Here is a 24,992-nt window from a genome sequence, read left to right as displayed (position 1 = left end):
TTCAATTTTTTGTAAATCGTATTTTTGTGATATTAGATTTAAAATCTCTTTACCAGTTATAATATTTTCTTTTTTCCATTCAAATGAACTTTCAAGAGGCATAAATTCGATAAAACGAACATTTAATTTGTTTTCTGCAGCAAACTCACAGAAATCTAAAATTTCATCATCATTAAAACCTTTTATAGCAACAACATTTATCTTTATAGGATCAAATCCTATATTTTTAGCATAATTTATAGAATCTATAATATGTGATAAATTGAAACCACCAGTAATATATTCGTATCTATTAGCTTTTAGTGAATCCAGGCTTATATTTATCCGTCTAACGCCTGCATCAAAAATTGTTTTCCCGTACTTTTTTAGTAATGAGCCATTTGTTGTCAACGTTAGGTCTTTAATATTTTTTAATCCACCTAACCTTTCAAACAAATAATTGATATTTTTTCTAACTAGTGGCTCACCGCCAGTAATTCTAATTTTCTCTATGCCAACTTCTGTTAATGTCTTTACAACAAAAATAATATCTTCATAACTTAGAATGTCGCTATGAGATAGCATTTTAAAGTTGTGTTGTGGCATGCAGTATTTGCAACGGAAGTTACACCGATCTGTAACAGATATCCTTAGGTAGTTGTAAAATCTCCCAAATTTATCTACTAATTTATTAGTCATATATGTCTTCTTTCTTTATGTTTTCTTTTTTCCCAAATATTTTTGCAACAAAGATACTTATTTCATATAGAAGCAATAATGGACCGGCCATCATCATTTGAGTAAAAACATCTGGTGGTGTAAGGATTGCAGCTGCAATAAATATTACTACTATTGCATATCTTCTGTATTTTTTCATCATTGAGGCTGTAACAATACCCATTTTAGCTAAAAATAATGTAAAGACAGGTAACTCAAAAATAATACCAAACCCCATAATCAATCTCACTACAAAAGAAAGATACCATTGGATTGAAAGATTTGCTATAACATAACCTTTTGCATAACTTAAGAAAAATTGGAAACCAAAAGGGAAAACAATATAGTATGCAAATAAGGCTCCTGTAAAAAATAGGATAGAAGATACTATTACAAATGATACAACATATCTTCTTTCATGAGCATATAGTCCAGGAGCAATAAACTTCCAAAGTTGATAAAGGATAAAAGGCATACTAAAAAAAACAGCAGCCATTAGTGATAGTTTTAATTCAGTGAAAAAGCCTTCTGTTAACTTTAAAATAGCTAAAGAAGATTTTTCAGGTAAAACTTTTACTAAAGGTGCAGTTATAAAGTCAAAGATGTATTTACTCTGGGAGTAGCATACAATAAAAGCTAATACTACAACAACCAAGCTTTTTATTAATCTGCTTCTTAATTCCTCGAGATGTGCAGTAAGGGGTAATTTATCTTCAACATTTGGCATATGTATAACCCTTTTCAAGCATTATTTTTATTCTCTATATTTTCAGTTTCTTTGCTATCACTAGTTTTATTTTCCTCAGAGTTTGAATCTAAAATTGCTTCTTCCCATTTTGAGTTATAAATTTCGGTTAGGGTTTCCTTTTTACCTTTGGTATTTGTTGATTCAACATCTAAGTCCACATTTACAGCTTCTTTAAACTCATTTAATGCTTTTTTGAATTCTGCATACCCTTTACCTAAAGCTTTGGCGACTTCAGGTAATTTTTTTGGGCCTATAACAATTAAAGCTATAATTAATATTAAAATTAGTTCTGACATTCCAAAGCCAAACATAGCTCCTACCTTTTAAATTTTCTATTATGTAGGAATACATTTATAACTACAAAAAATCAAGCGTTATAACTGAATTTTTAGTTTGAGATTGATATTGGTTAAAAGTTTGTTTTGCCTGCCTATGTTCTATATATGTAATAATAAAAAGTCAAAATACCTTATAAAATTATGCTTGACATAAAAAGAGACTAATAATATAAGGTAGAAATGGGAGGTGTATACAATGTGTAGAATTGGAGCAATAAAATCTAGAAAATATCTTCACCCTTCAAAAGCTTTGAAATTAATGAGATCTCAACAAAAAGGTCATGATAATTCAGGCTTTGCAATGGTAATGCAGGATTTGGGTGGAGTTTTTGAAAACTACAAAGACTTACCCATTTTATCTTTGGCATGTACTGATGAAGGTATGCGTATTGCAGATAATATATTACATGAAGCTGGATTTGTTAGAATTATGCAATGGGCTCCTGAAACACACCCAAGAGAGTGGCTAAAAATAGAGCCTATGCCAAACTATATTTTTTTAGTTTTGCAGTACCCAAAGAGTTATAAGTATGCCTCAAAAGAGGAAAAAGAAGAGCTTTTAGTAGATATAAGATTAAAAATTAGAAAAGCTTTGGAAGTTAATGATGAGGGATTCGTTTATTCTTTTTGGCCTGATGTTTTGACCTTAAAAGAGATTGGAGATCCTACAGATATAGGTGAATATTTTGGGCTGTGGGAAGAAAATGATGAGTTGAGAGCCAAAATTATCACTGCACAATGTAGGCAAAACACAAATTATGACATTGTAAGATATGCTGCTCACCCCTTTTTCTTACAAGGTTATACCGCTTTAGCAAATGGTGAAAATACTTTTTATGAGAAGAATAGAGATTTTCAAAAGAAATTATACAAGGGATATATCGGGTTTGAATCTGATTCTCAATGTTTTCTTTATACTTTGCATTATGTCCATAAAATTTTGAAATGGCCTTTAATGTATTATAAGCATGTTATTACACCTCTTCCTTTTGAAGAGATAGAATTAAGAGAAGATAGAGAAGTTTTAAAAAAGATTCGAGCATCCTTAGCACATTTGGAAATTAATGGTCCAAATACAATTATAGGGGTTTTACCTGATGGTACAGTGTTTACTTGTTGTGATTCTAAAAAGCTAAGACCGGTTGTTGTGGGTTATACTGATGATACAGCAATTATAACCTCAGAAGTAACTGGTATAAATGAGATTTTACCTGATAGAGACTGGGAGCAAGATATTTATCCAAATGAAAGAGAAATGGTAGTTATTAACAATGATTTGGAGGTTCAAAGATGGCAACAATGAGAGTGAATGAACTGGCTAAAGATGATCTTTTTTGGCAGATAGAATATAAACATGATAGATGTACACTTTGTGGTAGGTGTGTTGCAGCTTGCCCTTTTAAAGCAATAGAGGCAAGAGTTGAAAGAAGAAGAAAAGTTATTAGTGATGATATTACACCAAACCCCAAAGTTATTTTTCAAACAGTACCTGTTATCAAACAGGTTGTAGATGAGTATAACTTTTGTAGAGGATGTGGTATTTGTGAGAAGGTTTGCCCTAACGACGCCATTAGACCAGTGAGAAATCCTGATCATAGATTTCAAGCAAAATATAGGTCAGTTACTGGAGATCCATTTAAAAGGGGTGGAAGAAATAATCTTGTTACAAGTGCAAGAACTCTTGATAAAATAAAAATTGGTAGAATTTCTCAGATGACTGACCCATCACTTGATGCTCAAAGACATACTTTTGACTTGCTTGCACCATTTGGCAGAGTTTTACCTCCTCAGGAGATACCATTCGAAATAAAGGATGGGAAGCTTGTGGAAAGGGAAAATACACCTCCTGTGAGATGGATATATCCTATCATAATCGGGGATATGTCCATCGGTGCCCTTTCCTGGAGAATGTGGGAAGCGTTGGCAATTGCTACCGCTTATTTAAATGAAGAAGCAGGAATTCCTATAAGAATGTGTAGTGGGGAAGGAGGGGTTCCTGTTCGCTTACTGAAATCTAGATATCTAAAGTATATGATTTTGCAGATTGCCTCTGGTCATTTTGGTTGGAACAGGATTATTAATGCGATGCCAGATATGGTAGAAGATCCTGCTGGTATTTTAATAAAAATTGGTCAGGGAGCAAAACCTGGAGATGGTGGTTTGTTACAGGCAAAAAAGGTGGCTAAACATATTCAGGAAATTAGAGGTGTTCCTAAAGCAGATCTGTTAAGCCCTCCTAACCATCAAGGGCTTTACTCTATTGAAGAGAGTGTCCAAAAGATGTTTTTATCTTTTAATGCAGCATTTAAGTTTAGAGTACCTGTTGCCATTAAGGTTGCGGCAAGTGCTACAAGTGTTTCGGTATACAATAACTTACTTAGAGACCCATATAATATTGTTGGTGGTTTTTTCCTTGATGGAATTGATGGAGGTACTGGAGCAGCACATGAAATTTCTCTTGATCATACAGGTCATCCTATTGTTTCAAAACTTAGGGATTGTTATTTAGCTGCTGTACATCAGGGTAAGCAGGGGCAAATCCCTCTTTGGGCTGCAGGAGGTATGGGAAAAGGTTGGAATCTGGCAGCTGATGCATTTAAAATGATATGTCTTGGTGCTAATGGGATTTTTACTGGTAAATTAATGCTGCAACTTGCTGGTTGTGTGGGTAATGATAATGGTAAATGTAATGCATGCAATACAGGGCTATGCCCAGTTGGTATTTGTACACAAAATCCAGTGCTTGTAAAAAGACTTGATATAGATAAGGTTGCAGAAAATATCGTAAATTACTTTTTATCTGTTGATCATGAACTGAAAAAGTTGATGGCTCCTATAGGTAATAGTTCACTTCCAGTAGGTCGTTCAGATGCTTTGATAGCTACTGATAAGGCAGTGGCTGATAGGCTAAAAATTCAGTATGCTTGTTAATGGAGGATGAGATGGGAAAAGTTGCTAAAATAGAAGGGATTGTAAACGGTAAAAGGATATCAACTCAAAAATTATTGCAAGAGATATATAAAAAACTCGATGAGGGGTATACAGAATTTGAAGTTATAGGTTGTGGTCAGCATGATATAGGTGGGCCTTTATGGGATAAAGATGGAAAACCTTTAAAGTTTAAAATTACAAACCCTGGTCAACGTGTTGGTTCGATGGGGATGCAGGGTACCCAGATTATTATTGAGGGTCCAGCTCCTGCAGACGTGGGTTGGCTTAATGCTGGTGCCGAAATTATTTTAAAGGGGGATGGAGGGGATACCACTGCTCATTGTGCAGCAACAGGTAAAATCTTTGTTGCTGGAAGAGTAGGAACAAGATCTGGTGCATTGATGAAACATGACCCAAAATTTCCACCTCCAGAGTTTTGGGTATTGAAAAATACAGGCTCATTTAGTTTTGAATTTATGGGTGGTGGTATTGCTGTGGTTTGTGGTTATGACTGTGATGATTATGAATCTGTTTTAGGTAAGAGAAGTTGTGTTGGTATGGTTGGTGGGACAGTTTATGTGAGAGGGCCTGTAAAAGATTTAAGTGATGATGTGTGGCTGTTGGATTTAAATGATGCCGATAAAGATTTTCTTGCAAAGGGGTTAAAGGAGTTTTTAAGTAAAATAGATAGAACAGATCTTTATGATAAGCTGACTCAGTTTGATCAATGGCAAAAAATAGTTGCTAAAACATATGAAGAAAGACAGTTAAAATTGTTGATCCCAGTGAAAGATTTTAGAGAACATAAATGGGTTGAGGGTGGTATTTTTGGAGATTTAATAGAAGAAGATTGGAAGGTCGCAGATTTCGTTGAAAGAGGTGATTTAAGATTAAAATATCCTGAATGGAGAAATGCAAAATATTCTGCTCCTTGTGAGTATAATTGCCCTACATATATTCCTACTCAAAAAAGAATAGCACTTTTAAGGCAAGGCAAGATAAAGGAGGCTTTAGAGCTTGTATTGGATTATAGCCCATTCCCAGCATCTGTTTGTGGGCAGGTTTGTCCAAATCTTTGTATGGATGAGTGTTCGAGAAAATATGTTGACGTACCTGTTAGAATAAAAGAGCTTGGTTTATTAAGCAAGGATGTAGGGTTTGATTTTAAACCAAGTGAAGAGAAAAAAGAAAAAGTTGCTATTATTGGATCAGGAGCTAGTGGTCTTTCTTGTGCATGGCAACTGAGAAAATTTGGTTATCAAGTGGATATTTATGAAAAGGATAAAATGGTTGGTGGTAAGTTAAAACAGGTAATTCCACCAGAAAGATTAAATCAGGAGATTTTGGAAACAGAAATCAGGAGAGTCTTGAATTCAGGAGTAAATGTTAAGACAGAAGTAAACGTAGACAAAGAGCTTTTTGAAAAACTAGTAAAAGAATACGATGCAGTTGTAATAGCTGTTGGAGCACATAATCCTGTCATATTGCCGGTTGAAGGGCATGAGAGATTGGTAAAAGGACTCGATTTTTTAAAGGCTGTAAATAGGGGTGAGAAACCAAAGGTTGGTGAAAAAGTAGTTGTAATAGGTGCTGGAAACGCTGGTATGGATGTGGTTTTGACAGCATATAAACTTGGAGCAAAAGAGGTTGTTGCATTGGATATCCAAAAGCCAGCTGCTTTTGATAAAGAGATAGAAGAAGCCAAAAAACTTGGTGCGAAGATATTATGGCCAGCTTACACAGAAAAGATTGATGACAAGGGTGTTTATTTAAAAGATGGAAGGTTTATTGAAGCGGATATGGTTATTGTTTCAATAGGTGATAGGCCAGATTTTTCATTTTTACCACCTGAATATTTAGATGAAGAAGGTAAAGTTAGAATTAATGAATATTTGCAATCAGAGGTTAATGATAAGGTATTTGTAGCAGGTGACGCAATTAAGCTTGGTTTATTTACACATGCACTTGGAGATGGTAGAAAAATCGCATTGAATCTAGATAGAAAATTTAGAGGATTATCTCTTGATGACTTTAAAAAGGCTCCTGTAATTCCTCAAGATAAAATGAAAAAGGAGTATTATCCGCTTTTAAATCCTATGGCTGTGGCAGAAAAAGAGCCTGAATTTGAGAAAGATAGGTGTATGAGTTGCGGTTTTTGTAGGGATTGTGAGATGTGTAAAGATGTTTGTCCTGAACAGGCAATTGTAAGAATTCAAAATGATGATGGGACTTTTGAATATTATAGTGATCCAAATAAATGTATAGGTTGTGGTATTTGTGCTGGAGTTTGCCCTTGTGGAATCTGGACCATGATAGATAATGTTGAAAAGTACTTAGAAGCTTAATATGGCGGGGAGTCATCTCCCTGCTTATTCTTAATAAATTTGTATATTTCGTATATTTCGAGGCTGTTGCACAATAATAATTGATTAAGCACCTCAGATTGCTCCCCCCCCCATTGAGCCTCACATAGTTAAAATTATATATGCAAGTACTATACACATAAAAAGTTTTAAGCTTAAAATTTACTACTAAATGGCGGGGTCGCAATGACAAATTTCTCAGCCATTGCGAGGAGCGAATGCGACGAAGCAATCTCATGATTGTGATAGCTATCTACATGTTAGTCTATTAAGCAACATCCTCATTTCCTTTAATTCGTTAAAAAATCTAATCCCTGCTATACCATGAAAACCTTTATTTATGATAAAATTTATATTGTTTTTGTTAATTCCGCCAAGAGCAAAGATTTTTTTATTTTTTGGCAGTTTGAAATCTAAACCTAATGGTTTTACAGGGTAGCTCTTTTTTGTATTAAAAATAGGGCTCAAGGTATAATAGTCTGCTTCTATTGTTTGAATTTCTTCTATACTATGTGCAGAATAGCCAATTGTGAGATTTGGGAAAGTATACTTAATAAAGTTAGTAGGGATGGAATTTTTATTTAAGTGAGCTCCATGAAGTGTTAGGATACTGGCAATATCGCAGTGTTCTGATATTATTATCTTTTCTCTATCTATATAATTTGTGAGATTTTTTGCTGTATCAAAAATGAATCTTGTGTTTTGGTTTTTGATTCTAAGCCAAAAAAAATCTACAAATTTATCAACGCGAACAGCAATATCAAATATTTTATCACCAAAGGTATCGAAATCTAAAATTTGTAAAATTTTTAACATGACAATAGTTGCTCAAAAACTCTTTTAAAAACTGCTCTAACAGTGTTTCTAACATTTTGGAAATCAGATACAATTTTTTCATAATTATCTTTTTTATAACCAAAAAAATTTGCTATTTTGGATAATAAATTTTTATCTTGTGGTAGTTTTGAGGTGGATAGGTTGTTGTATACTCTAGTTAGATTTTCTATATTTCTTAAAAACAGGTAAGAGTTATGTAAAGCGTAAAAGTTTCTGTTTGTTATTATCTCTAAATCTTTCAAGAAATGAAGTATATAATGCGTGTTAGTGCCTTTTAGTAGTTCAGATGTGTGTCCATACTTCAATTGTAACGCTTGAGCAGCAAATTCTATATCAATTAAACCACCGTAGCCTGATTTGAAATCATTCTTTGTAATCGGAGAGCCTTTCTCTTTTTCAATCCTAAACCTCATATCGTAAATCTCTTTTATTTCATCTTTTGTAACTGGATTTTTGAAAAGTATTTTTTCTTTTATTTCAAAAAATGTGTCCGTTAATTTAGAATCTACATTTATAACATCAGCTCTTAAAAGAGCCTGTTTTTCCCAAGTCATAGCACTTTTTTTATGATAATCATCAAAGGAGGATAATGTGGTAACCAGTGTTCCGCTTGACCCACTAGGTCTTAATCTTAAATCAACTTTGTAGAGAAAGCCGTTGTATGTGATTGTTGATAGATAATGAATAACCTTTTGGACAAGTTTTGAGAAAAACTCTTGATTGGTAATCTTATTAGTTTTTGAGTCTGTAAAGCCATTATCCTCATATAAAATAATCAAATCAAGGTCTGATCCAAAGCTAATTTCAAAACTACCAAGCTTTCCCATCCCTATTATAATGTAATCTGATATTTTATTATCTTTAGTAATTGGGTATCCAAATTTTTTAGTAAGTTTTTCAAAATTTCTTTCAAAAGCAAGTATTGTAAATGCTCTAGCTATATTTGTTAAAGCATACATCGTTTGAACTATATTGATATTTTTGTTTAAGTAGAGATAACCAATGTTGAAAATTAATTCTTTTTGTTTTATGCGTAACAGTTCATATTCCAACTCTTCATCTATTTGTGGCTTTAAAATTTGATCTTTCAATAAATTATATAGTTTTTGAACATCAAACTCAGGAGATATGGGATCGTATAAAAACTCTAAAGTTTCAGGGTTATTTATTATAATATCAGATAAATGCTTACTCATAGCAAAAAGGTTTATAAGTTTTTGAATGATTTGTGGATATTCAGCTATCAAATCGAATATTAAATATAGAGATGATTTTCTTATAAAAAGTTTTTCAAAATATCCTAATATTTCATCTGGATTATCAAATTTTGGTAGTTCTGGTAGTAGAAATTTAAAAATAGTCTTTAATATTTTTATTTCACTTTGTTGTCTTTTATAAAAGTTTGGGCCATCAATTATATTTTTTAATATTTTTGCACATTTTTCAGGATTTAATATATTTTTGGTTTTAAGATACGAGATAATATCTTTTTCATTTAGTTCTTCATCAAAGAGGATAGATGTTTCGTCTGTTTTAGAGTCTTTTAAAATTGAATTGAAAAGTGAATTAACCCTCTTTGTTATTTCATTGTATTTATTATAAAATGACGCTTTGTCTTTAAATCCGCATCTTTCTAAATAGAGAGAGAAATTTTCGCTATTTTCTGGTATAGTGTGTGTTTGAGCTTCGTTTTCTATTTGGGCCATATGCTCAAGTTTTCGTAAAAACCTGTATGCTTTTGCTAGAAACTCCGCGTCCTCTTTGGATAATATTTTATACTTTGAAAGTTTTTCTAATGCTTTCAAAGAGTTTCTTTCATAAATCTCTGGATGTTTTGGGTAATTTAAAATTTGTAATGATTGAATAATAAACTCTATTTCCCTTATCCCACCATATCCTAATTTAACGTTTTTTTCGTTTGATGATTTAAGATCGATTCTCCTTTGAATTTTCCCTTTTACTTCCATGAGATCGTTTATTAACTTTATATCAAGTGATCTTTTAAAAACAAATGGTTTAATAGTTTCTAAAAATTTAGTACCTAAATCTTTGTTTCCTGCAACAGGGTTTGCTTTTAAGAGCATCATACGTTCCCAACTTTGGCCATATGTTTCGTAATATACTTCATAACTTCTTAGAGGAAGAGCCAGAGCACCTTTGTCTCCGTCAGGCCTTAATCTCAAATCAACCCTAAAAACAATACCGATTTCGTTTCTATCAGATAAATGATGGAAGATTTCTGTCCCTAATTTTACAAAAAACTCATGGTTTGATATCTGTTTTTCTCCATCGGTTTTCCCTTTTTCTGTCCCGTAAACATACATGATATCTATATCAGAACTGAAATTTAATTCTTCTCCACCTAATTTTCCAAGTCCAAAAATTGTAAAAGGGACTTCATTTCCATTTTCGTCTCTTGGTTTCCCATAAATATTGATGATATTGTTGTTTGCATATTCATATGTAGCTTCCAAAACAGCAGATGCAAATGATGACAGATGAAAAGTAATTTCTTCTATTGGTTTTTTTAATATTAAATCATTATAGGCAATGGCCATGTATTCGGTCATTTTGATATGTCTTAAAAAGTTGTTAAATTCAATTTTATCCATAACGAGTAGATTCTTAGAATTTAATGTTTTTAAGATTGATTCTTTGTCGCGTTTTTTTCCAAGTATAGGCAATACATTTTTGATATTCTCTGGATATTTTACGAAATAGTTACGTAAAAAAATGGAATGCTTAAAAATATATTCAAAATTCTTTATTTGCTCTTGATCTTCGATAATACTTTTTAATTTATTTGATATATCAGCCATCTACTTTTTCCGGCAAATATATTCTTACTATGGTGCCTTTGCCTATTTCACTTTCGATATTCATAAAACCACTTAGCTCTTTTATTACTCTATTAACAAGCGCCAAACCTAAACCGCAACCGTTTTCCTTAGTACTATAAAAAGGTTTAAATATGTTTTTTAATATATCTTTTTCTATGCCTGGCCCATTATCACTAAAAGTAAATTTGATATAATTAATATTATTTAAAATTTCTTTATCAATAACAATGGAAATATCACCTTTATTTTTGCCAATAGCATCTTTAGAATTTACAACAATATTTAAAAAAGCCTGAATTAGGCTAGATTTTGAGCCTAATATTTTAGAGTCTGTTACTAAATTTATATACGTCAAGTCGATATTTTTGGGTATATATTGTTTTATTATTTGTAAAAACTCATTCATAACATCGTCAATTTTTAATTCTTTTAATTTTGGTTTTTTATTGTTAGCAATTAATAAAAGATTATTTATGTGATCAGTAGATGAGTTTATAATAGTTTTTATAGGTTCAATGAATTTTTTCCAGTTATCTGGCTCAGTTTCCATTAATTTTAAGTATAACTGTATATTACTTAAACTATTTTTAAAATCGTGAGCAATACCTGTTGTGATTGTAGCTACCAACTCTTTTCTTTCAGCATTTTTAATCTTTTCATAAAGCTTTTTATTTTCGGTTATATCGTTAATTATAGATATCACTTTATTTTCGTTTTTATCAAAAATTGAGAATATCTGAAAAATATATTTATCACTTACATTTAATTCGAAATCATCAATTAGTTTTTCATTTAATGTTTTTATGTGATTTTCAAGAATCTTTTCGTTTTTTAAAAGATCCGTTAATTTGTCATCCTTTTTAAAACCATATTCGGTTGCTTTTGAATTTAAATCAACTATTGTCAGTGCTATTGGATCAAAAACAATAGCTGGTAAGGGTAAATTTTTAAAAAAAGTTTCATATTTTTTGCGCTCTAAGTTTAGTTCATTTACCCTTTTTTCTACCAATTTTTCCAATCTTCGATGAGATATAAAAAGTTCATAAACGATGTAAGCACCAAAAATAAATGTTATTGATAACAGGATGAAAATAAGAAGATTTATTTTGCTAAAATGTTTTTTTAGATTATTGATAAGTGGCGGTTTAACATCCTTTATCCCTATATAATATTTTAGTCCTTTAACTTCAAATGGGATTATTTGAGAAAAATTGTTACCTTCAGGCTTGTTTCCTAAAAAAATAACGGCCTCTTTTCCCAGCACTTTTTCAAATTTATCCGTTATATTTTGAAAGAAGATGGATAAAGGTGAGAATTGTAATAGATAAAATTTATTATTATTCGATATTATATTTTCTGTTCCAATACATATGTAATTTTTTGTTGTAAAAGTTAACGTTTCGTTGTTGAACATCTTGATTTTTAAAAATTTTGCTAATTCATTTTCTTTGGATAGCTTTATAAAAAAATCAGCAATATCTGGAAAATTTAAAATTGATAACCCATTAAAACCAAGTGTTTTTGGATAAGTAGTTAAGATGTTACCTTCGTTAGAAATCATCATGATTATAGAATTGGTATCATCTTTAAAAATATTATTTATATAAGTAGAGATATTATTCGGGTTATTTTTTATAAAATTTGATAAAATTTTTAGTTTTTCTAATTTATTTTCAATATTTTGTTCAATTTTGTTGTTGATTTCTGATAGTAGAGTTTCTGTATATTTTTCGTTTGTTTCTTTTAAAAGCAAAAATTCTTTATTCTGTAATTGTAAGATTATAATAAAAGAGATTGTGAAGAAACTAAAAATTATAAAACCGGCTATTATAACTTTTTTTAGCATAATAAATTTAATACACTGTTTTTGCAAAAAGTAAAATACTTATGGGGATTTTAATATTCAATTCTTTGGCTCTTTTGGTATTTACAGTTAACTCTGCTTTTGTGTATTGAATAGGTTTGATGTTTGAAATATTTATTCCTTTTAGAAGTTCTTTTACAATAATCCCTGATTCAATTCCATGGTTATAACCACTAATTGTAACACCAAGTAAGGCACCATCTTTTACCATCCATTCGAGCAAAGCAATTTCAGGTAGTTTGTTGTTTTGAAGTGTCCATTTTAATACATCTTTATTATTCATGTAATTTCCATTTTTATCCTTAATTTTGGCGCAAGTGAGTATTATTAAAAGGTCATAAATGCTTTGTGCATTATATACTTCTTGTTGCCATTCTTTTAATGTTTTAATGTTTTTTATATCAATATGTAAATCTTTGTATGTTTTGGGGCACTTTTTAAGTGCAGACAAAGTACTTTGGCTTGTGTCAGATAAGAGTAAAGCTTTTTTTGCATAAGGGAAAGCATCTTTTATGATTTCAAAGGTTTGAGCAAAGTAGATATGCTCAAAAACACCAGTGATGTTTTTTACTTCGTCGAGGTTGTAGTATTCTTTATCTCTATTTATGCCTGCAAAAACAATTTGTTTTTCGGTATTAAAATATTTTTTACACACATTTTCAAGAGCAAAATCATCTAAGCAAACAATAATATTTGGTTGGTTTTTTTCTATACTTTTTAGTGTAAAGTTTATATTTTTTTTTATTTCCTCTGTTTTGCCCTTTTTAGCATCTAAGTAGTAAATATCTACATCATCTTTTGGGATAACCTTAAAGAAACCTTTCTTAAAATCTTCTACCCAAGGGAAGCCTTTGTGATAGCTTATAATTAGGGAAATATCTTTTGTATAACCGATGCAAGAAAAAACAATTAGAAATATAATAATTGTTGTGTTTTTCATGTATATTATTTACGAAAATATCAATCATTTGTCAATATGTATTAAAACGATGGTTTAGTTTAAAGCATATTTTGGTTTTTCTTTGTTTTTCAACACAGAAATTATTGCGTCTGCACACATTTTTGCCATTTTTGCCCTTGTTTCTTCCGAAGCACTTCCGATGTGAGGTAAAAGGATTACATTATTTTTATCAAAAAGTTTTTCATCTATCTTAGGCTCAAATTCATAAACATCTAATCCTGCACCTTTTATGTAACCATTTTCAAGAGCAACAACAAGGTCATCCTCTTTTATGATGGGGCCTCTTCCAATATTTATAATAAAAGCAGTTCTCTTCATTTTTTTGAAAACGTCTAAATCAAATTTATGATAGTTGTCGTCATTTAATGGTGCAGCAATAACCAAAAAGTCAGAGTTTGTTATCAGTTCTTCAAATGATACATATTTTGCACCTAATAAAAGTTCACTTTGAAAATACTGGTTGCGAGAGTGATAAATAATTTCCATTTCAAAACCTTTACAGCACCTTGCAAAAGCCTGCCCTATCCTTCCAAAACCGAAAATACCAACCGTTTTTTTGTATAAGTCTGTACCAAGAAAGAGATTTGGTGTCCACCCTTCAAATTTCCCTTCTCTGGTAAATTTATCTGCTTCAACAACTCTTCTAGCAAGTGAGATCATAAGTGCAAATCCAAGCTCTGCTGTGGTTTCTGTTAAAACATCAGGGGTGTTACAAACTACTACCCCTTTTTTAGTAGCATACTCAACATCTATGTTGTTGTAACCAACAGCATAATTTGCTACAACTTTGAGATTTGGGGCATTGTCAAAAAGATTTTTATCAATTTTATCGGATAGCATACAAATAAGGCCATCACAACCTCTGACTCTTTCGAGTAATTCCTCGTAAGGGATAGGAGTATGTTCTTTTCTATAATCAATTTCAAAATCTTTTAAATAGTTTTCAATATCAAATGGTAATTTTTGAGTTATAAGTACTTTCATTTATATTTTTTCCTCCTGAACAAGTCAGTCCTTTTAGAAATTATTCTATCGATAAAAAGGATCCCATCAAGGTGGTCTATTTCATGTTGAAGTAAAATTGCTTCAAATCCTTCGGCTTCAAAAGCTCCAGGTTGTAAGTTTTCATCGAGAAACTGTACAACCACTTTTTCCGCTCTATTGACATTACCTGTGTAATCGGGAACACTCATACAACCTTCTCGTGATTGGATCAACCCTTCCCATTTTACTATCTCAGGATTTATTAAGACTCTTTTGCCGTGATGATTTTTGCACTTTTTATTTTTACCTGGGTCGATTGCAATAATTCTCACTAATTCACCTATTTGAGGTGCAGCAATACCAGTAGAATGGCTTGTAGCATCCATAGTATCTACCAAATCTTTTATAATATTTTTTATATCATCAGTGAGTTCGGTAACTTCCTTTGAAATTTCTTTTAATAGTGGGTTTGGATAAGTCAATACTTCTCTAATCGGCATTTATTACATCTCGTATGTTTCTATTTGTCTAATATTTATATCAATACCAATAGATTTTGCAACGCTTTTGAGTTCTTCAGCCCAGTTTTTATCTTTGAAATTATCAGGTATTATTACCTCTAAAACCATGATGTATACCGGTTTTTGTTCGCTACCTGCAACTTTTGTTTGTAAATCAACAATATTTATATTTTTTTCAGCTAAGAAGTTGGATATTGAATATACAATCCCTGGCTTATCTGCTCCATAAACCGAAATTATGAAAGTTTCACCTTTTGGTAACTCTTTAAATTTCTCAATTTTTCTGACACTTGTAGCCATTCCTAACTCTTTTACCAAAGGAGCAAATTTTTTCTTTATCTCATTTACCTTAAAATCTTTATCAGTGCTGACAATAAGTATCATAGAAAAGAAACCTTTTAGTAGTGTTGATGATGAATCTTCAATATTAAATTCATTTTCATATAAGATTTTAGATACCTTTGCTACTATTCCAGGTCTGTCTTCACTAATAAAAGTTAACGCAAAATAGTTTTTGTTCATGCTAACACTCCCTGTTTAGCTTTTATCAAAAATTTATCCATGATTTTGTTGGTATCAATGTTTAGTTTTCTGGAATCAAGTGGTGCAATTATCGATTTATAAGGTTTTTTTGTTATTAAATTATATTTTTTGAGGTCAAAAAGATAGGGCTCTTTCATTTTTCTTCTTTCATCTGTAATGACTAATACTTTAGGCCTGGTTGGATCATCTTTTGATTGTTCAAATACAATAGCTAATTCTCCTGTATCTAATAAAACAAGTGTGCCTACAGGATAAATGCCAATGATCTCCATGAAAAATTTAACCAAGATTTTGTTGAAATGTTTTTCTGACCAGGAGAATAAGAGCTGTAATGCTTTAGGTGGTATTAGAGCATCATGATATACCCTTTTTGATGTGATGGCATCATAAACATCAACTATTGAGACAATTTTAGCAGATAAAGGTATTTTAGCTTCTCTTAATCCTAGAGGATAGCCTGAGCCATCAGCTCGTTCATGGTGTAAATAAATTGCAGATAGTGAGTCTTCATGGATGTTTTTATCGTTTTTTAACATCTCATATCCATAAACAGGGTGTTTTTTCATTATTTCAAACTCTTCGTCAGTCAGTTTACCAGGTTTGTTTAATATTTTGTCAGGGACTTTCATTTTTCCAATATCATGTAGAAGTGCACCCATTCCTAAATTTTTTAAGCCTACCACATCTAAACCGTATCTTTTGCCCAGAACTATTGATAGAACACCAACATTTAAACTGTGAACAAAAGTGTAATCATCAAAACTTTTTAATCTTGATAAAGTAACGACCAGATGGGGTTTTTTAAAGCAGGAATCCACAAACGTATCCACAATTTTTTGTGCCATTTCTGTGTCAATGGATTTACCCGCTCTGGCGTCCAAATATAGTTGTTTTGTTATTTTCTTGGCTCGTTCGTGTAATGATTTTAACTCATCTATCTCTTTTAACGTAGTGGTGTATTTTGTAATATCAAGTTTTTCAGCTTGCTGTACTATTTCATTTTTCAACTGTTTGTTTAATCCAAAAAAATCTTCTGCAATTTCATCGCTTTGTATATATACCTCTTTAACTCCATAATTTTTCAGTATATCTATGATTTTGAGATCGGTTACCGGTTTGTTAAAAAATGAAAGGTTTAGCCAAGGCTTATCAGTTTTTATGATAGTTATGCCTAGCCTTATTTCATCGACAGGTATTTTTATCATTTATATTTTGTTCCCCTTCTTGACTTATTAAATCTTACTTTTATTATAATGGATAGAGAAGAAGTTTGCAAACAATAATAAATCTAATTTGCAAAAAAATATCTTTGTTGTTATAATTTGCTAAAAGTAGAGGTTTTAAATGTTTGAATATTTTTCAGAGAGAGCAAGAAGAGTTATTTTATATTCAAGAGAAGAAGCTGAAAAGTTGATGAATACCCATATAGACACGGAACATCTGCTTATTGGACTGTTAAAAGATAAAGGGAGCTTACCTTCTGAAATATTTCAAAGACGTGGTTTTGATACTGTTAGTTTAATTAAAGAGATAGAGAATATTACAGGTAGTAGTAAAAATTTGATGATAAAGGGGAGTATCCCTTTTAGTCCATTAGCCAGAAAGGTTTTAGAATATGCTGTGGAAGAAGCCAATCTTTTAAATCATAAGTATATAAACCCTGAGCACATCTTATTGGGGTTAATGAAAGAACACAGGGGAAAAGCTTTTACCATTTTGAAAAAGTTAGGTTTTGATATAGTAACTCTTAGAGATGAGATTAAAATGATGTCTAAAAATTTCAATAAAAAAGCTCCTGTTGCTACACCAACTATAGACGAGTTTGGTAAAGATTTGACTGAAATGGCGTTAAAAAATGAGCTTGATCCCGTTATAGGTAGAGATTTAGAAATTGAAAGACTTATTCAAATATTGGGAAGAAGGATAAAGAATAATGCTATTTTGATTGGTTTCCCTGGCGTAGGTAAGACAGCAATTGTAGAGGGGTTAGCTAAGAGGATCGCTAGTGGAGATGTACCAGAAATTTTGAAAAACAAAAGGTTGGTTTCATTAGATCTCGGTACGATAGTTGCAGGAACAAAATATCGTGGACAGTTTGAAGAGAGGATGAAAAATATAATAAAAGAGATAGAAGCTGCTGGTAATATAATTGTATTTATAGATGAAATACATACTATTATTGGGGCTGGAGCAGCAGAAGGGTCTATTGATGCATCAAATATGTTAAAGCCAGCTTTAGCAAGAGGGAAATTTCAATGCATTGGAGCCACAACATATAAAGAGTATAGAAAACATTTTGAAAAAGATGGTGCATTAGAAAGAAGGTTTCAAACAATTTCTGTGGAACCACCTACTTCAGAGGAAACTGTAAATATTTTAAAGGGTTTGAGAAAATATTATGAAGATTTCCATAAGGTTTTAATCCCTGATAAAGTTATTGATGAGGTTGTATATTTAACAGATAGATATATTACCGATAGGTATCAGCCAGATAAAAGTATAGATGTTATAGATGAGGCAGCTAGTAAAATTAAACTGAAAAAACAAACATTACCTCCTGAACTCACAAAAATTAGAGATGAAATTGATAAACTAAAAGAGAAAAGGGCCAAGTTTTTTGGTACGAGCAACTTTGCAGAAATTGAAAAATATTCTGAGCAGATAGATAAAAGGTTAAAAGATTTTAATGAAAAATATGAAGAGTGGCAGAGTAAAATAGATTTAGAGTGGCCGGTGATGACTGTAGATGATGTGGCTGAGGTTGTTTCGGGTATTTCTGGAATCCCTGTGCAAAAGTTGAAGGAGGAGGATTCAGAAAAAGCAGCGATTATCGATAAGGTTTTGAAAAAGTATATTGTTGGTCAAGATGAAGCAGTTGATCTTGTGGCAAAATCTATTAAACGCAGTTTCGCAGGTCTAAATAATCCAAACAAGCCTTTGGGTTCATTTATATTTTTGGGGCCCACTGGTGTTGGGAAAACAGAGCTTTCCAAGAGATTGGCGGAAACTATTTTTGGCTCTAAAGATGCTCTTATCAGAATTGATATGAGTGAATATATGGAGAAATTCAATGTCTCAAGGCTTATTGGGGCTCCTCCTGGATATGTGGGGTATGATGAAGGTGGCAAGCTTACTGAAGAAGTAAGAAGGAAACCTTACTCTGTTGTTCTCTTTGATGAAATAGAGAAAGCTCACCCAGATGTGATGAATATATTATTACAAATATTGGATGAAGGGTTTGTCACAGATAGTCATGGATATAAAGTAAATTTTAAAAATACGATAATAATAATGACGTCTAATCTCGGGACAAAAAGTTCAATAGTAAATAAAAAGTTAGGGTTCGGCGGGGATGATAACACTTATTTAGATTATGAATCATTTAAAAAGAACTCATTAAAAGAGCTTCAAGATAGATTCCCTCCTGAGTTTATTAATAGAGTTGATGAAGTTATAGTTTTTAGACCACTTTCTAAAGAGGAGCTGTTTAAAATAATCGATATTCAGGTTGATGAGATAAATGAGAGATTGGATAAAATTGGTAAGAAAATAACTGTTACGGATGAAGCAAAAGAGATTTTATTGAGTAAAGATTACAATTATATGTATGGCGCAAGGCCAATAAGGAGAATTTTACAAAAATATATTGAAGATTCTTTGAGTGATTTGTTATTACAGGGTAAATTTAAAAGGAGAAAAAATCTAAAGGTGATTGCTAAAGATGGAGAACTTGTATTTAAATAAGAAAATTGTTGTAGTTGGTGCAGGAGCTATTGGCTCCTTTTATGGGGGGGTATTAAAAGAAGCAGGTTTTAGTGTTACATTGGTATGTAGGGGGAAACACTTAGAGGCAATAAATAATAATGGGCTTATAATAAAGAGCTTTAGCCTAGGTGAGAAAAGAATCAAAATAAAAGCTACAAATAAAGTAGATGATAAATTTGATATTGCTATCATTTCTACCAAATCTCAAGATACAGAAGCTGCTTGTTTGATGTTGAAAGATCATCTTGATGAAGATGGTATAGTTGTTTCATTCCAAAATGGTGTTGATAATGTGAGAATATTAAAAAAATATTTTAATCCTGACCAAATAATTCTTGCATCACTCTTTATCGGTTCAAAAATTGATCCTCCAGGTGTTGTAAATCACTCAGCTGCAGGTAACATTACTTTTGGGGCTATAACAGAAAAGGGTAAAAGAAATGTAGAGATACTTGAAACTATCTTTAAAAAAGCAGGCTTCATCTATAGTGTTTCTGATGAGATAGAAAAAGTTTTGTGGAAAAAGCTACTTTGGAATATCGCTTTTAACCCTTTATCTGCACTGTTAGAGGCTACATGTGGCAAGATGGTTGCAGATCCTGAGATTAGAGATCTTATGAATAAAATGGTTATGGAAGGGGTTGAGGCTGCAAGGTTTGATGGTATTGAGATTGAAAAGGATTATTATGAAAATGTAGTAAACATGACAGAAAACTTAGAGAATTATAAAACAAGTATGTTGCAAGATATTGAAAAGGGGAAAAATCCTGAAATAGATGGTATCCTTTATCCAGTGATTTGGAGACATAGGGAAAATGGCAAAGAAGCTCATTACTGTGATACAGTTTATAGAGCTTTAAAATTTAAATATGGGGAAAAATTTATTTATACTCCTAAATTAACTGTTGATGTGATTGTTGAAAATAGTAAAGGTGAAATTCTTTTGATAGAAAGGAAAAATCCCCCTTTTGGGTGGGCAATCCCTGGTGGATTTGTGGATTATGGTGAAAGGGTTGAAGATGCAGCAAAAAGGGAGCTTTTTGAAGAGACTAACATTAAAGTTGATAATATAGAGTTGTTAGGTGTTTATTCAGATCCTACAAGGGATCCTAGAGGTCACACAGTAAGTATTGTTTATTATGCTAAATATGATGGAGATTTTAAAGCAAGTGATGATGCAAAAAATGCGAAATTCTTTTTGGTGGATGATCTACCAGAAAATATAGCATTTGATCACCGTGATATTATAAACGATTATGTGAAAATTAAAGCTGAAAAAATATCAAAATAAAAAATCAATATAAAAATATTGCTATTTTGGTTAAGAAGTTTTAAAAGATAGCTGTTTTGTGTATAAAAATGAGGTAAATATGATAATTGCTCCTTCCATTTTAAGTGCGGACTTTTCAAGGTTAGGTGAAGAGATTAAATTGGTGGAAAAAGCTGGTGCTGACTGGATTCATATCGATGTGATGGATGGTAGGTTTGTTCCAAATATTACTATAGGCCCTGTTGTTGTTAAGTCTATTAGAAAAGTTACTAAACTACCTTTTGATGCGCATTTGATGATTGTTGAGCCAGAAAAATATATAGAAGATTTTGTTAAGGCTGGAGCTGATATTATTACTGTCCATGTTGAAGCTACAAACCATCTCCATAGATTGGTAGAAAATATTAAAATGCTTGGAGCGAAAGCAGGAGTATCTATTAACCCAGCTACATCACTTTCAACGATAGAAGAAATTTTACCTTTTGTGGATATGATACTTGTGATGAGTGTAAACCCTGGCTTTGGTGGGCAAAAGTTTATTGAAACTTCATTACAAAAGATAAAGCGATTAAAAGAAATGATTAAAAATATCGGAAAAGATATTTTGATTGAGGTTGATGGTGGTGTAAACGATTCTAATGCGAAGCTGTTAAGGGATGCTGGTTGTGATGTTTTAGTAGCTGGAAGTTACATTTTTGGCTCTGATAATTATAAAGAAAAAATAGACTCTTTAAAATGAGAGGTGGCAATGATTAAGAAGTATTTATTAGCACCTGGTCCAACAATGGTTCCTGAAGAAGTACTTTTGGAAATGGCAAAGCCGATTATTCATCATAGAACAAGTGAGTTTTCAAATATTTTTGCAAATGTAAGAGAAAAGCTAAAGCCAGTTTTTGGTACAAAAAATGATTGCTTACTGCTTTCGGGTAGTGGGACTGCAGCGATGGAAGCAGCTGTAGTAAACTGTTTTAGTAGCGGTGATAAAGTTATTGTTGTTAATGCAGGAAAATTTGGTAAAAGGTGGGTTGAGATTTGTAAATCCTATGGACTGGAAGTTGTTTCAATAGATTTGGAATGGGGCAGATCTGTAAAACCAGAGCAGGTTGAAGCAGCTCTAATAGCTAATCCTGATGCAAAAGGTGTGTTTATCCAAGCGAGTGAGACATCAACTACAGCTTATCATCCTATAAAAGAAATTGGGAATCTTATCAAATTATTTGATAGTAAACTGTTTATTGTAGATGGAATTACTTCCGTCGGTGTTGTTGAAACTAAAATGGATGAATGGGGTATAGATATTCTTGTTACTGGCTCCCAAAAAGCATTTATGCTGCCACCAGGTTTGTCAATTATAGCCTTAAGTGATAAGGCGTGGAGTTTTGTGGAAAAATCTAATTTGCCAAAATATTATTTAAGTCTTAAAAAAGAAAGAAAATCTCAAAGTGATAATACCACCGCATATACTCCTGCAGTTTCACTTATTATAGGCTTGAATAAAGTGCTTGATACGATGATGAATGAAGGGCTTGAAAATGTTTATGGTAGGCATGAGCTTTGTGCACTGGCTACAAGAGAAGCTGTAAAAGCTTTAGGGTTTGAACTTCTTGCAAAAGATATCCCATCAAATGCTGCTACTGGTTTTTATTTGCCAGAAAATATTGATGGCGGTAAATTTGTTAAGTTTTTGAGAGAAAAAATGGGGGTTACCTTTGCTGGTGGACAGGATCATTTAAAAGGTAAAATTGTTAGAATAAGCCATTTGGGTTATCATGATATATTTGATACCTTAACTGCTATTTCAGCATTAGAGCTTGGATTAAAATATTTTGGGTATAACTTTGAGGTTGGTGTAGGTGTCAAAGCTGCTGAAGAAGTTATTTTTAAGTATAAGGTTAGTAAATTATGAAATCACCCCTTGTAAGAGCTAAAAAGCTAAATAAAGTTGTTTCTATTTTAACTGAGTATTTTGAAAATAATGGTTACTCTGAGGTTCAATTACCTATATATGAATTTTACGATTTATTAGAAGGGGTAACTTGGGACTTTAAAGATGAAAACATAATCAGGTTTATTGATAGATATACAGGTAAATCTCTTGTTTTAAGGCCTGACTTTACTCCTCAGGCTTGTAGGTTTGTATCCCTTTATATGAAAGATTACCCTTTACCAATAAGGATTTCTTACAAAGGTAGAATTTTTAGGAATGTAGATTTGAATAAAGGGTTAAAATCGGAAAAATATCAAGTAGGGTGTGAGCTTTTTGGTGTTAAAGAGTTTTTGGGTGATATAGAGATTATTTATCTTGCTTATAACTCTTTAAAACAATTAGGATTAAAAGATTATAAAATTGTAATTGGCGATAGCTATCTTGTAAAGGAAATAGTTAAGTCTTTCGGTAACGATCAGAGTATAATAAAATGTCTTAAAGAGAAAAATTTAGATAAACTTAAAAAATTATACGCTGATAAAGTATTACATGAAGATGAATATAATATGCTGTTTTCTATGATCAAAGGTTTTGGAGAAAAAGCAGTTTTGGATGAGTTGATATTAGATGCGACTTTTAGTAATGGTATTAGACAAAGGTTAATATATTTGAGAGATTTGATAGAAAGATTGTTTGATATAGGTATCCCAGAAAAAGATATAGTTTTTGATGCAACAGAAATGAGGGGATTTAATTATTATACTGGAGTGAATTTTGATATAATTAAAAGTGATGGGACGGTAATTGGTGGTGGTGGAAGATATGATAATTTGATGGATAAATTTAATTGGCCATTACAGTCTTGTGGTTTTGCATTAAATATAGAAGAGATTATACAGGATATTGAAGTTTTAGATGATAAACAGCATTATGATTACTTGTTAATCGGAGAAGCAAACTTTTTTCAGTCTTTGAAATTAAAAAGTGAAGGGTATAAAGTTCTTTGGGTTAAAGATGAATCGGAAGTAAGTAAAATAGAGCACTATTTTTGTTTTGAAAAAATTATAAAGTGAGGTAGCGAAAATGCCATGTTCAATAGTTTTAGGTGCCCAATGGGGCGATGAGGGTAAAGGGAAAGTTGTTGATATTTATACTGCTGAAAGTGATGTGGTGGTGAGATACCAAGGTGGACACAACGCTGGTCACACAGTGGTAATTGGTGGTGAGCAGTATATTTTACATCTTATACCGTCTGGTATTATGCATGAAGATAAAGTTAATATAATAGGAAATGGTGTGGTAGTTGATCCTGAAGCTTTAATACAGGAGATTGATGACTTAAAAAATAGAGGGATAAAGTTTGAAGGTAGGTTTTTCTTGAGTAAGAGGTCTCATCTTATTATGCCTTATCATAAACTTTTTGATAAACAATCAGAGCTCAAAAAAGGGTCAAAGAAGATAGGTACCACAGGTAGAGGTATTGGACCAACTTATGCTGATAAAATGGCGAGAGTAGGGATAAGGGTTTGTGATCTGTTTGATGATGAGGTTTTAAAAGAGAAGATATTTGATAATGTGTATGAAGTAAACAGAATTGCAGAAAAGATATACGGATTAGATAAGTTAGATCCAGGTGAAATATATGATAAATATTTGGAATATGCAGATTATCTAAAACCTTATGTAGCGGAAACAAGCTATCTTATAAACAAATTTTATGATGAAGGTAAAAAAGTTATGATGGAGGGGGCTCAGGGAACATTGCTTGATGTTGATCATGGGACTTACCCTTATGTAACCTCAAGTAATGCAACAGCAGGTGGTGCATGTACAGGTACTGGGTTATCCCCAGTAAAGATAAATACGGTTGTTGGTGTTATGAAAGCTTATACCACAAGAGTTGGTAGCGGCCCCTTTCCTTCCGAGTTAAATGACGATATGGGAGAAAGATTAAGAGAAGTTGGTGGAGAATATGGAGCTACAACAGGTAGACCAAGAAGATGTGGATGGCTTGATCTGGTAGCTGGCAAATATTCAGTAATGTTAAATGGTATTAAATATATAGCTTTGACAAAACTTGATGTTTTGAGTGGTTTAGAAAAGATTAAAGTTTGTGTTGGTTATAAATATAACGGTAAAGTTTTCGAAACTTTTCCACCGGAAGTGAAGATTTTAGAAAATTGTGAGCCTGTTTATGAAGAATTTCCAGGATGGAACGAAGATATAACAAAGGTCAGAAATTATGATGATTTGCCTGAAAATGCCAAGAAATATGTAGAATTTATAAAGAGTTATTTAGGTGTTGAGTATTCATTGATATCACTTGGGACAGATAGAGCAGAGACAATAATACTGAATAACATATTTTGATAAAAAAATGTTGACAAAAAAAATGAAGATTGTT

20 protein-coding genes (1 of these 20 running past the window's edge) are annotated in these 24,992 nt (G+C 31.9%); 9 read left to right on the top strand and 11 right to left on the bottom strand.

Annotated features, from left to right (window positions below; genetic code table 11):
* The 3 genes in view from moaA to tatA are tightly spaced (at most 14 nt apart) and all read right to left on the bottom strand, a layout consistent with a single transcriptional unit that may run on beyond the window.
* Window positions 1-678, bottom strand: the 5' portion of a protein-coding gene (gene moaA / locus DEFDS_RS10800) for a GTP 3',8-cyclase MoaA (RefSeq protein ID WP_013008833.1). The gene continues 312 nt to the left of window position 1, outside the view; the window shows 678 of its 990 coding nt (coding positions 1-678); its start codon is at window positions 676-678; the stop codon falls past the left edge of the window.
* Window positions 671-1,423: a twin-arginine translocase subunit TatC gene (tatC, locus tag DEFDS_RS10795; protein WP_013008832.1), complete on the bottom strand. Its 753-nt coding sequence runs from the start codon at window positions 1,421-1,423 to the stop codon at window positions 671-673. The genes moaA and tatC overlap by 8 nt, the downstream gene beginning before the upstream one ends.
* Window positions 1,424-1,437: 14 nt before the next feature.
* Window positions 1,438-1,755 (bottom strand): twin-arginine translocase TatA/TatE family subunit, encoded by a 318-nt coding sequence (tatA, locus tag DEFDS_RS13345; RefSeq protein ID WP_013008831.1) that lies wholly within the window; start codon window positions 1,753-1,755, stop codon window positions 1,438-1,440.
* Between the two features lie 223 nt (window positions 1,756-1,978).
* On the opposite strand from tatA, the gene DEFDS_RS10785 reads away from it, so the two are divergent.
* The 3 genes from DEFDS_RS10785 to DEFDS_RS10775 are packed head-to-tail and all read left to right on the top strand — an operon-like array spanning window position 1,979 to window position 7,058.
* On the top strand, window positions 1,979-3,085 hold the full coding sequence (locus tag DEFDS_RS10785) for a glutamate synthase (protein ID WP_013008830.1): 1,107 nt from the start codon (window positions 1,979-1,981) through the stop codon (window positions 3,083-3,085).
* A complete protein-coding gene (locus DEFDS_RS10780) occupies window positions 3,073-4,713 on the top strand; it encodes a glutamate synthase-related protein (protein ID WP_013008829.1) in 1,641 nt (546 codons plus the stop codon). The genes DEFDS_RS10785 and DEFDS_RS10780 overlap by 13 nt, the downstream gene beginning before the upstream one ends.
* 11 nt (window positions 4,714-4,724) lie before the next feature.
* The gene (locus tag DEFDS_RS10775) at window positions 4,725-7,058 is read left to right on the top strand and encodes an FAD-dependent oxidoreductase (RefSeq protein WP_013008828.1); all 2,334 of its coding nucleotides are present in this window, start codon (window positions 4,725-4,727) and stop codon (window positions 7,056-7,058) included.
* Between the two features lie 267 nt (window positions 7,059-7,325).
* Here the strand turns inward: DEFDS_RS10775 and DEFDS_RS12760 are convergent, their stop codons facing one another.
* From DEFDS_RS12760 to DEFDS_RS12755, 8 genes are read right to left on the bottom strand one after another with little or no spacing between them, the layout of a single operon-like run.
* On the bottom strand, window positions 7,326-7,892 hold the full coding sequence (locus DEFDS_RS12760; RefSeq protein ID WP_013008827.1) for a thiamine phosphate synthase: 567 nt from the start codon (window positions 7,890-7,892) through the stop codon (window positions 7,326-7,328).
* Window positions 7,886-10,732, bottom strand: a complete 2,847-nt coding sequence (gene glnE / locus DEFDS_RS10765) for a bifunctional [glutamate--ammonia ligase]-adenylyl-L-tyrosine phosphorylase/[glutamate--ammonia-ligase] adenylyltransferase (RefSeq protein WP_013008826.1) — start codon at window positions 10,730-10,732, stop codon at window positions 7,886-7,888. Before glnE ends, DEFDS_RS12760 begins: the two co-directional genes overlap by 7 nt.
* The gene (locus DEFDS_RS10760) at window positions 10,725-12,599 is read right to left on the bottom strand and encodes a two-component system sensor histidine kinase NtrB (protein ID WP_153801496.1); all 1,875 of its coding nucleotides are present in this window, start codon (window positions 12,597-12,599) and stop codon (window positions 10,725-10,727) included. Before DEFDS_RS10760 ends, glnE begins: the two co-directional genes overlap by 8 nt.
* A 7-nt stretch (window positions 12,600-12,606) precedes the next feature.
* On the bottom strand, window positions 12,607-13,557 hold the full coding sequence (locus DEFDS_RS10755; protein ID WP_013008824.1) for an ABC transporter substrate-binding protein: 951 nt from the start codon (window positions 13,555-13,557) through the stop codon (window positions 12,607-12,609).
* 54 nt (window positions 13,558-13,611) lie between these two features.
* Window positions 13,612-14,562: a 2-hydroxyacid dehydrogenase gene (locus tag DEFDS_RS10750; protein WP_013008823.1), complete on the bottom strand. Its 951-nt coding sequence runs from the start codon at window positions 14,560-14,562 to the stop codon at window positions 13,612-13,614.
* Window positions 14,559-15,062: a peptide deformylase gene (def, locus tag DEFDS_RS10745; RefSeq protein WP_013008822.1), complete on the bottom strand. Its 504-nt coding sequence runs from the start codon at window positions 15,060-15,062 to the stop codon at window positions 14,559-14,561. Before def ends, DEFDS_RS10750 begins: the two co-directional genes overlap by 4 nt.
* A 3-nt stretch (window positions 15,063-15,065) precedes the next feature.
* Window positions 15,066-15,605: a glycine cleavage system protein R gene (locus DEFDS_RS10740; protein WP_013008821.1), complete on the bottom strand. Its 540-nt coding sequence runs from the start codon at window positions 15,603-15,605 to the stop codon at window positions 15,066-15,068.
* A complete protein-coding gene (locus DEFDS_RS12755) occupies window positions 15,602-16,831 on the bottom strand; it encodes an HD-GYP domain-containing protein (protein ID WP_013008820.1) in 1,230 nt (409 codons plus the stop codon). Before DEFDS_RS12755 ends, DEFDS_RS10740 begins: the two co-directional genes overlap by 4 nt.
* A 139-nt stretch (window positions 16,832-16,970) precedes the next feature.
* On the opposite strand from DEFDS_RS12755, the gene DEFDS_RS10730 reads away from it, so the two are divergent.
* The 6 genes from DEFDS_RS10730 (at window position 16,971) to DEFDS_RS10705 (ending at window position 24,958) form a co-directional block, all read left to right on the top strand.
* Window positions 16,971-19,370, top strand: coding sequence for an ATP-dependent Clp protease ATP-binding subunit (locus DEFDS_RS10730; RefSeq protein ID WP_013008819.1), 2,400 nt, complete (start codon window positions 16,971-16,973; stop codon window positions 19,368-19,370).
* Window positions 19,348-20,682 carry a 2-dehydropantoate 2-reductase gene (locus DEFDS_RS12750; RefSeq protein WP_050742526.1) on the top strand — a complete coding sequence of 445 codons (1,335 nt, stop codon included), beginning with the start codon at window positions 19,348-19,350 and terminating at the stop codon, window positions 20,680-20,682. Before DEFDS_RS10730 ends, DEFDS_RS12750 begins: the two co-directional genes overlap by 23 nt.
* A 79-nt stretch (window positions 20,683-20,761) precedes the next feature.
* Entirely contained in the window at window positions 20,762-21,400 is a 639-nt protein-coding gene (rpe, locus tag DEFDS_RS10720) for a ribulose-phosphate 3-epimerase (RefSeq protein WP_013008817.1), read from the top strand.
* 9 nt (window positions 21,401-21,409) lie between these two features.
* Complete coding sequence (locus DEFDS_RS10715; protein ID WP_013008816.1) at window positions 21,410-22,567, top strand: pyridoxal-phosphate-dependent aminotransferase family protein; 1,158 nt, start codon at window positions 21,410-21,412, stop codon at window positions 22,565-22,567.
* Window positions 22,564-23,661: an ATP phosphoribosyltransferase regulatory subunit gene (locus DEFDS_RS10710; protein ID WP_013008815.1), complete on the top strand. Its 1,098-nt coding sequence runs from the start codon at window positions 22,564-22,566 to the stop codon at window positions 23,659-23,661. Before DEFDS_RS10715 ends, DEFDS_RS10710 begins: the two co-directional genes overlap by 4 nt.
* A 10-nt stretch (window positions 23,662-23,671) precedes the next feature.
* Entirely contained in the window at window positions 23,672-24,958 is a 1,287-nt protein-coding gene (locus DEFDS_RS10705; RefSeq protein WP_013008814.1) for an adenylosuccinate synthase, read from the top strand.
* Window positions 24,959-24,992 lie beyond the last annotated feature (34 nt).

It is taken from the genome of Deferribacter desulfuricans SSM1 (assembly GCF_000010985.1).
GTDB lineage: Bacteria > Chrysiogenota > Deferribacteres > Deferribacterales > Deferribacteraceae > Deferribacter > Deferribacter desulfuricans.
The sequence above is the reverse complement of the archived record's forward strand: the minus strand, read 5'-3'. Positions and strand labels throughout refer to the sequence as shown.